The organism is Pseudomonas sp. NPDC089428 (genome assembly GCF_044749325.1).
In the GTDB taxonomy this organism is placed as follows: domain Bacteria; phylum Pseudomonadota; class Gammaproteobacteria; order Pseudomonadales; family Pseudomonadaceae; genus Aquipseudomonas.
This window is the reverse complement of sequence record NZ_JBIVHT010000006.1, coordinates 251848-260364: the sequence shown is the minus strand read 5'-3', so window position 1 is coordinate 260364 and position 8517 is coordinate 251848. Positions and strand designations below refer to the sequence as shown.

General features: G+C 60.0%; 8 protein-coding genes and 2 tRNA genes. 4 read left to right on the top strand and 6 right to left on the bottom strand.

The features are described from left to right. Positions 1 to 13: 13 nt before the first annotated feature. Together ACIPZ5_RS14435 and ACIPZ5_RS14430 are read right to left on the bottom strand one after the other, a co-directional pair. Positions 14 to 90, bottom strand: a tRNA-Met gene (locus tag ACIPZ5_RS14435). Between the two features lie 137 nt (positions 91 to 227). Continuing rightward, positions 228 to 304: transfer RNA gene (locus ACIPZ5_RS14430), tRNA-Met, on the bottom strand. A 208-nt stretch (positions 305 to 512) separates the two neighbouring features. Here ACIPZ5_RS14430 and dinB point away from each other — a divergent pair. Next, a complete protein-coding gene (dinB, locus tag ACIPZ5_RS14425) occupies positions 513 to 1571 on the top strand; it encodes a DNA polymerase IV (protein ID WP_165837361.1) in 1059 nt (352 codons plus the stop codon). A gap of 32 nt (positions 1572 to 1603) precedes the next feature. Here dinB and ACIPZ5_RS14420 read toward each other — a convergent pair whose 3' ends face one another. From ACIPZ5_RS14420 to ACIPZ5_RS14410, 3 genes are all read right to left on the bottom strand, one after another. Then, entirely contained in the window at positions 1604 to 2557 is a 954-nt protein-coding gene (locus tag ACIPZ5_RS14420; protein WP_261942999.1) for a hypothetical protein, read from the bottom strand. A 20-nt stretch (positions 2558 to 2577) separates the two neighbouring features. Beyond that, positions 2578 to 4293: a proline--tRNA ligase gene (locus ACIPZ5_RS14415; RefSeq protein WP_261943000.1), complete on the bottom strand. Its 1716-nt coding sequence runs from the start codon at positions 4291 to 4293 to the stop codon at positions 2578 to 2580. 160 nt (positions 4294 to 4453) lie between these two features. Beyond that, positions 4454 to 5728 (bottom strand): OprD family porin, encoded by a 1275-nt coding sequence (locus tag ACIPZ5_RS14410; protein WP_400809295.1) that lies wholly within the window; start codon positions 5726 to 5728, stop codon positions 4454 to 4456. 739 nt (positions 5729 to 6467) lie between these two features. Here ACIPZ5_RS14410 and ACIPZ5_RS14405 point away from each other — a divergent pair. Continuing rightward, a complete protein-coding gene (locus ACIPZ5_RS14405) occupies positions 6468 to 6887 on the top strand; it encodes an HIT family protein (RefSeq protein ID WP_400809292.1) in 420 nt (139 codons plus the stop codon). Between the two features lies 1 nt (position 6888). Further along, positions 6889 to 7095: a SlyX family protein gene (locus ACIPZ5_RS14400; protein ID WP_261943003.1), complete on the top strand. Its 207-nt coding sequence runs from the start codon at positions 6889 to 6891 to the stop codon at positions 7093 to 7095. A gap of 39 nt (positions 7096 to 7134) precedes the next feature. On the opposite strand, the gene ACIPZ5_RS14395 is transcribed toward ACIPZ5_RS14400, so the two are convergent. Continuing rightward, positions 7135 to 7728, bottom strand: coding sequence for a cold-shock protein (locus ACIPZ5_RS14395; protein ID WP_343598626.1), 594 nt, complete (start codon positions 7726 to 7728; stop codon positions 7135 to 7137). 277 nt (positions 7729 to 8005) lie between these two features. Here ACIPZ5_RS14395 and ACIPZ5_RS14390 point away from each other — a divergent pair, with 277 nt between their 5' ends. Beyond that, entirely contained in the window at positions 8006 to 8479 is a 474-nt protein-coding gene (locus ACIPZ5_RS14390; protein WP_261943004.1) for a Dps family protein, read from the top strand. Positions 8480 to 8517 lie beyond the last annotated feature (38 nt).

Below are 8517 nucleotides of genomic sequence, written 5' to 3'. Positions count from 1 at the left end.
CTTTTCTCGAATCTGGTTGCGGGAGCCGGATTTGAACCGACGACCTTCGGGTTATGAGCCCGACGAGCTACCAGGCTGCTCCATCCCGCGCCTGTGGGATCGAATTCTACAGCGTAAGCTGTGAGTGTCAAGCGCTACTTGTTGATTTTTCTTGATTTTTCTTTTGCCGGTTAAAATCGAGACAAAAGAAAAATGCCACTGCGTTAACAGTGGCCTTTTCTCGAATCTGGTTGCGGGAGCCGGATTTGAACCGACGACCTTCGGGTTATGAGCCCGACGAGCTACCAGGCTGCTCCATCCCGCGCCTGTGAGATCGAATTCTACGGGTTTTCCTACCCATGTCAAGCTATATCGTGAAAAACCCTTTTTCGTTCAATCCCTTAGCGTCTATGCCTGGCTGCGGCTCAGGCGCGACGGGGCTTACAGGCCGATTATCGAAGCAGGCTGTCTCAGCGTCAGCAGCATGCGCTACTATCTGTATGAATTTACAGTGGTGGCCGTCATCAATGTCCTTGCGCAAGATCATCCACATCGACTGCGATTGCTTTTACGCCGCGATCGAGATGCGTGACGACCCGCGTCTGGCCGGTCGCCCCATGGCGGTGGGCGGTTCCCCGGATCGTCGCGGGGTGATTGCCACCTGCAATTATGAGGCGCGAGCCTATGGCGTGCGTTCAGCCATGTCGTCCCGGCATGCCCTCAAGCTTTGCCCTGACCTTGAGATCGTCAAGCCTCGCTTCGAAGCCTATCGGGAAGCATCACGGGAAATTCATGCGATTTTTCGTGACTACACCGAGTTGATCGAGCCGTTGTCACTGGATGAAGCGTATCTGGATGTCAGTGAAAGCCAGTGGTATGCCGGTAGCGCCACTCGCATCGCCGAGGACATTCGCCGGCGGGTTGCACGCACGCTGCATATCACGGTCTCTGCGGGGGTTGCGCCGAACAAGTTTCTGGCCAAGATCGCCAGCGACTGGCGTAAGCCAAACGGCATATTCGTGATTACCCCGGAGCAGGTCGAGGCCTTCGTTGCGGCCTTGCCGGTGGCCAAGCTGCATGGTGTGGGCAAGGTGACTGCGGACAAGTTGAACCGCCTGGGCATCGATACCTGTCTCGACTTGCGGGAGTGGTCGCGGCTGGCGTTGGCGCGCGAATTCGGCAGTTTTGGCGAGCGGCTCTGGGGCTTGGCACGGGGGATTGATGAGCGTGCGGTTCACAACGATAGCCGCAGGCAGTCGGTGAGCGTTGAAAACACCTATGACAACGACCTGCCAGACCTGGCCAGTTGCCTTGAACGTTTGCCTGAACTGCTCGAAAGCCTCAATGAGCGAATTGCCCGGATGGACAGCAGTTACCGCCCGGACAAACCATTCGTCAAGGTCAAGTTCCATGACTTCAGCCAGACGACCATGGAACAGGCGGGGGCGGGCAGGGACCTGGAAAGCTACCGTCAGTTGCTGCGCCAGGCGTTTGCCCGGGGTGGCAAGCCGGTGCGCTTGCTGGGGGTGGGGGTGAGGCTGCGGGATCTGCGCGGGGCGCACGAGCAGTTGGAGCTGTTTCCCGGCAATTGAAAAGGGGCCGCATGACGGCCCCTTCTTTATATCTACTGCACGCCAGGGTCAGCGACCAACCGGCCAGTGGCCTTGGTCAGTGCTGACAGGAATTCCTGTTGCAGCTCCGGATCGTTGCGGGTCAGCTCGATCAGGCTCTGCTCCATCTCGCTGGCTTCCTCCTCAAGGCCCAGCTCGGACAGGCGCTTGACCCTGTGCACCCACTGGCCGACGTCGTCATCTTCGAGGTCATCGAAGATCAGCTCATGGGCCTCACGCAGCTTGTTGCGCAAGGTGGCGCTGACCAGCAGGCTGGCATCGCCACGCACGCCGTTGTCCTCGTCGACAACCTGCATGTGCAGGGTACCGACGTGGTTCAGGTGCTGTTCCGAGAACGGGCTGTCCAGCAGGTTCAGGCGCAGCACGCCGTTCCTGTCGGTGGTCAGCTCGTGGGTCATCTTGCCAGCCTTGACTTCGACCAGTCGCTCGCTCCAGGGCACGCTGGTGAACTCTTCGCGCTTGTCCTTCTGCACTTCGCTGATGCCCGCCAGGTTCTGCTGGGCGCGGCCATTGGACGGCGTGTTCATGAATGGGTTGAGGCCATCCACGCCATAGCTGAGCCAGTCGTGGGTCATGCTCTGCGGCAGGTTGCCGAGGGCGAACACGTTGACCACGTTGGCGCCAATCCCGGCCACCACGGCTACCGCGCCCAGCGGGATCTCGTAGATCTCCCGCCACGGCTGGTAAGGGGTGTAGCGGTCATAGCGGCGGGTGACCTCGTATTCGGTGACCTCGAAACGCTTCTGCTCATGGATGCGCACACGCCGTTGCGGAAGCTCCATCACCTTCGGCTCGCCGACATCGATCTGCAGGGTGTGTTCGAGCAGCTTGCGCTCGACGCGCTCCTCATGATCGCTGCGCTGGGACATCTGGTTGGCGCAACCGCTGGCGAGCAGGGCGCCGCATAGTGCGGCGCCCCCCAGGGTAAAGGTACTTCGCTTGGACATGATTACTCGTGCATTGATTATCAGCGGCGAACGCGGGCCTGCAGGAAGGACAGCACTTCATTGAGCGGCAGCTGTTGGGCCTCCTGCTCGGTGCGGTGCTTGTACTCCAGATTGCCGTCGGCCAGGCCGCGGTCGCTGACGACGATGCGGTGTGGAATGCCGATCAGCTCCATGTCGGCGAACTTGATGCCGGGGCTGGTCTTCTTGTCGCGGTCGTCCAGCAGGACCTCGTAGCCGGCAGCGGTCAGCTCGGCGTAGAGCTTGTCGGTTGCCTCGCGCACCACGTCAGTTTCGTAACGCAGTGGTACCAGGGCAATCTGGAACGGTGCCAGGGCGTCGTTCCAGATGATGCCTTTGTCGTCGTAGCTCTGCTCGATGGCGGCGGCGACCACGCGGGACACACCAATGCCGTAGCAGCCCATGGACAGGGTGACCGGCTTGCCGTTCTCACCCAGGACCTGGCACTTGAGTGCCTCGCTGTACTTGGTGCCGAGCTGGAAGATATGGCCGACTTCGATGCCACGCTTGATCACCAGGGTGCCCTGGCCGTCCGGGCTTGGGTCGCCTTCGACGACATTGCGCAGGTCGGCAACCTGTGGAACCGGCAGGTCACGCTCCCAGTTCACGCCGAAGTAGTGCTTGTCGTCGATGTTGGCACCGATGCCGAAGTCGCTCATCAGGGCAACCGAGCGATCGATCACGATTTCCAGTGGCAGGTTCAGCGGGCCGAGCGAACCGGCACCGGCACCAATGGCTTCGCGCAGCTCGGCGTCGGTGGCCATGACCAGCGGATCGGCGACCTGTTCCAGCTTGGCGGCCTTGATTTCGTTGAGTTCGTGGTCGCCACGGACGATCAGGGCGACCAGCTTGCCCTCTTCGGCGCCGCGCACGATCAGAGTCTTGACGGTCTTCTCGATCGCCAGGCCGTGGTTTTCCACCAGTTGGGCGATGGTCTTGGCATCCGGGGTGTCGACCAGGCGCAGTTGCTCGGTAGGCGCAGGGCGTACCGTTTCACGCGGGATGGCTTCGGCCTTCTCGATATTGGCGGCGTAGTCGGAGCTGTCGCTGAAGATCACGTCGTCCTCGCCCGACTCGGCCAGGACGTGGAATTCGTGGGAGTAGCTGCCACCGATGGAGCCGGTATCAGCCTGCACTGGGCGGAAGTCCAGGCCCAGGCGAGTGAAAATGTTGGTGTACGCCTGGTGCATGCGGTCGTAGGTTTCCTGCAGGGAAGCCTGGTCGGCATGGAAGGAGTAGGCGTCTTTCATGATGAATTCGCGGCCGCGCATCAGGCCGAAGCGTGGGCGAATCTCGTCACGGAATTTGGTCTGGATCTGGTACATGTTGAGCGGCAGCTGTTTATAGCTGGACAGCTCGTTGCGGGCCAGGTCGGTGATGACTTCTTCGTGGGTCGGGCCGACGCAGAAGTCACGCTGGTGGCGGTCTTTCAGGCGCAGCAGCTCAGGACCGTACTGTTCCCAGCGGCCGGATTCCTGCCACAGCTCGGCAGGCTGGATGCTTGGCATCAGCACTTCCAGGGCGCCGGCGGCGTTCATTTCCTCGCGCACAACGTTCTCGACCTTGCGCATTACCCGCAGGCCCATCGGCAGCCAGGTGTACAGGCCGGAAGCCAGTTTGCGGATCATGCCGGCACGCAGCATGAGCTGATGGCTGATGACCACTGCGTCGGCAGGGGTTTCTTTCTGGGTGGCGAGCAAATATTGACTGGTGCGCATGGTTAGCCGTGTCGATTGCCTAAGACGTTGAAATAGCCCCGCATTGTACGGGGGCGAAACGAAGGCGTACAGAATGCCCCAGGGCGTGGCCGTTGTCAGCCAAGAAAAAGCCCGGCAAGTGTGCCGGGCTTTTTCAGGTGCGGGGCACTGCAAGCCAGGCTTACAGAATGCTCAGCGGGTACTCGACGATCAGGCGCAGTTCGTCGATCGAGCTCGAACCGTAGTAGACGCCATCGCTGGAGCGGTAGGTGGCCTGGCGAACGCGGAAGCTCAGGTCCTTGGCCGGGCCTTGCTGCAGCACGTACTTGATGTCCACGTCGCGTTCCCATTCCTTGCCATTGCTGGTGGAAGCGGTGTTGGCATCGCTACCACGCACGTAACGGGTCATGAAGGTCAGGCCAGGTACACCGAACTCGGCGAAGTTCAGGTCGTAGCGAGCCTGCCAGGATTTCTCGTCTTCGGCGTTGAAGTCGGAGCGGGCCACGGAGTTGGCCAGGAAGATGGTACCGCCACCGTCCACGCCATAACCGTAGTCGCCGTCACCGTGGACTTTCTGGTAGGCCAGGGTGAAGGTGTGTGCGCCGATGTTGTAGGCGCCCGACAGGCTGTAGGCCTGGTTGTCGAGCTTGGTCACGCCATCTTTCTCGGCGCGCTGCAGGCCTTGGCCATCGCTCTTGGTATCATAGATGTTGAAGTCGAACACCAGACCTTGTTTGTCCGAGAGCGGCAGCGCCCAGTTCAGGTTGGCGTAGTACTTGCGCCAGTAGTCTTCGACTTTGGAGTAGTACAGGCTGGTGGACAGGTTGTTGGTGAAGGCGTAGGTGCCGCCGATGACGTCGGCCTGCTTCAGGTGCAGGCTGTCATGGAAGGTCTGGGACTGGGCATTCAGCGCGGTGAAGTGACCGGCGTTGAGGGTCAGACCCTTGATTTCGTTGCTGGTGATCAGCGCGCCTTGAGCTACTTCTGGCAGCAGGCGGCTGTCATCGGTCGCAAGCACTGGCAGGGCAGTGAACTGGTCGCCGACTTTCAGCACGGTATCGGAGATGCGCAGTTTGACCGCGCCGCCGCCTTCGGAGAACTCGTCCTGCGCACGGCCGTCGGCGTCAGTCGGGAACTGGCCGGTGCTGTGGCGGCCTTTACCGCTGTCCAGTTTCAGGCCGAGCATGCCGATGGCATCGACGCCCACGCCGACTACGCCTTGGGTGAAGCCCGACTCGTAAGTGCCGAGGAAGCCGAGGCCGGTTTCTTCAACGCGGCTCTGGGTGCCTGGCTCGTTGTTACGGAAGTCGCGGCTGAAGTACAGCATGCGAGTCTTGACGTTCAGCTTGCTGTCTTCGAGGAAACCCTTGGATTCGTCCTGGGACGAGGCCACTGCCATCTGCGAGGTCCCTGCCGCAACGGCCAGGGCGATCATGCTCCACTTCATCACGCGCATCGTGATTTGCTCCTTTGGTTTTTAGGAAGAGTACCGCTGCGCCCAAGTCTTTTAGTTATATGGGGCAGCTCTTTCTTGTTATGTCGGCGGAAATGTATAGCACGCTGACTGTTCTTGGCGATATGGCAAAAATCATCCTTACGGGAACTTTATTGCCATGTCGCTTTCAGGTATTTCCATGTCGCAAATCACGTTCCGGTTAACCGGTTCGTACAACACCAGCGCTGTTCCATTGCCGTAACGGTTCTGTAACTACAGATTCCGCCTGCGGAAACTCCCTGGTGTATCCAATGTCGCTGTTGTTATTTGTCGCGTCACCCGGTTAATGCAGGTGTCGTGCCGACTTGGCGTGAAGGGAATGCAACAAGCGTGCTCAAAATTAACAACGGTTTATGAAATTTTCACAAAGCCTGCTGCCAGAGGTCGGAAAGTGCCGAAAATACGGGGCGGGACTTGTCTGATGGTGTGCCAGCTTCAATGCGCAGCTTAAAAGAAAAAGCTGCCATAAAAGTCAATGTGTTACCGACAACTGTTGATCCTGAGTCATTGATGTGGGTAGAAGCGTAGTGCTGCTTACTTTTGTGGCCTCATTTTGGTGCGAAAAGTAGCGCTGTGTTACCGCCGTTGTGCAAGGCGAAAGGAATCATGAGCTTAAAGCGTGCAGTGGAACGGCTGGCGCATGCTGGAGCGGGCGAAGCAGGGTATCCTTGGTGCATATGGTTATTGTTGGAGATTGATCGTGTTTGATATGGATTCGCGTTTGCAACAGGATTCCCTGGTGCTGGGTGACTTTCCGCTGTGCCGTCTGCTGCTCAGCAAGGACGCCAATTACCCGTGGTTCATCCTGGTGCCCAAGCGCGCAGGCGTTAGCGAGTTGTTCGACCTGAGCCAGGAAGACCAGGCGCAGCTGTGGAAAGAAACCACCTATCTGGCCGAAGCGCTCAAGCGCGAGTTCGCGGCTGACAAGATGAACGTTGCCACGCTGGGTAACGTGGTCAGTCAGATGCACATGCATGTGATCGTTCGCCACCAGGGTGATCCTGCATGGCCAGCGCCTGTCTGGGGCAAGGTGCCGGCTGTCGGCTACGCAGCGGGGCAGGTGGATGCCATTCGTCAGCGTATGCGTGAACTGCTGACTCACGATTACCAGGAGGCCTGACATGTCGCCGGAGTCGCGCATCATCGAGCTGGAAACCCGTCAGGCGTTCCAGGACGATACGATCCAGTCGCTGAATGATGTGGTGGTCGAGCAGGGTCGGGTCATCGAGCGCCTGCAGCTGCAGATGGCCGAGCTGATCAAGCGTTATGAAGAAATGGTCGGGCAGTACGGCAGTGAAGGGGAAGAGGCGCCGCCGCCTCATTACTGACAAGTGGCCGCCCTGGGGTTGCCCCAGGGCGGCGCAGGGTCAACGGCGGTTCACCGCGACCACGTCTTCGGCCTGCAGGCCTTTGTCGCGGTGCATCACCGAGAACTCCACGCGCTGGCCTTCGACCAGAATGCGGTGGCCCTCGCCGCGGATGGCGCGGAAGTGGACGAAGATGTCGTCGCCCGAATCGCGGGAAATGAAACCGAAGCCCTTGGAGGTGTTGAACCACTTCACGGTGCCGGTATCACGCTTGCCGGCTTCCAGTGGCGCACCTTGGCTGGCGCGAGCCTTCTTGACGCTGCGGGCGAAGCCGGCCACCAGGTGCAGGGCGACGGCCAGCGCGGCGCAGACCAGTGCCGCCAGGTTGCCCATTTCCGGGCGTGCCAGCAGGGTCAGGGTCTGCAGGACCACCGCCACTACCAGCAGGGCGCAGGCCAGGTATTGCAGCTGTTGCCGCGTACCGCGGTAATACAGTGGCACGACTGGGGCCAGCAGCAGGTTAAGCAGGCCGAGCAGGGCCAGATAGACCGCGTCGGGTTGCTGCAGGAAGGGTGTAGCATCGGGTTTGAGACTGGGCAGGAGCGATAGCAGCAAAGCCGCAACGCCCGTCACCAGATGGACGATCTTGAACATGGGTTGGCTCACAGTTGATAAGGCCGATCACAGGAAGAGCTGGCGGCACGGTGCGCATGAGGTGTAGAGCGCGAACACGTGGAGGCCAGCCTATGCACCCGGCAATGACAATCCGCACGGGTGGCACCGTGCCTATTTAACAGCAAAGGCGGGGGCTTCTCAAACCGCGGGCAGCACGCGCCGATGGCTTGCCCTGTGTCAGGGGCGCGTTGCGCCATGTACTGATACAGTGTGTCGGGCCCGCTTGATCATCAAGCCATATGGAAAGGGGAACTTCATGGCAATCGATATCGGTATCAATGAAGAAGATCGCAAGTCCATCGTCGAAGGGCTATCCCGCCTGTTGTCGGATACCTACGTGCTGTATCTGAAAACCCACAACTTCCACTGGAACGTCACTGGTCCGTCGTTTCGCACCCTGCACCTGATGTTCGAGGAGCAGTACAACGAACTGGCGCTGGCGGTCGACTCGATCGCCGAGCGAATACGCGCGCTGGGCTTTCCGGCGCCGGGCTCGTATGCCTTCTATGCGCGACATTCCTCGATCAAGGAGGAGGAGGGCGTTCCACACGCAGACGAGATGATCCGCCAGTTGGTGCAGGGGCAAGAAGCCGTGGTGCGCACAGCCCGCAGCATCTTCCCAGTGGTGGAAAAGGTCAGCGATGAACCGACCGCTGATCTGCTGACCCAGCGCATGCAGGTGCATGAAAAGACAGCCTGGATGCTGCGAGTGCTGCTCGACGGTAATTGATCGGCTAATCGCGTAGGACTTGTCCGAAGGCCCGGCTG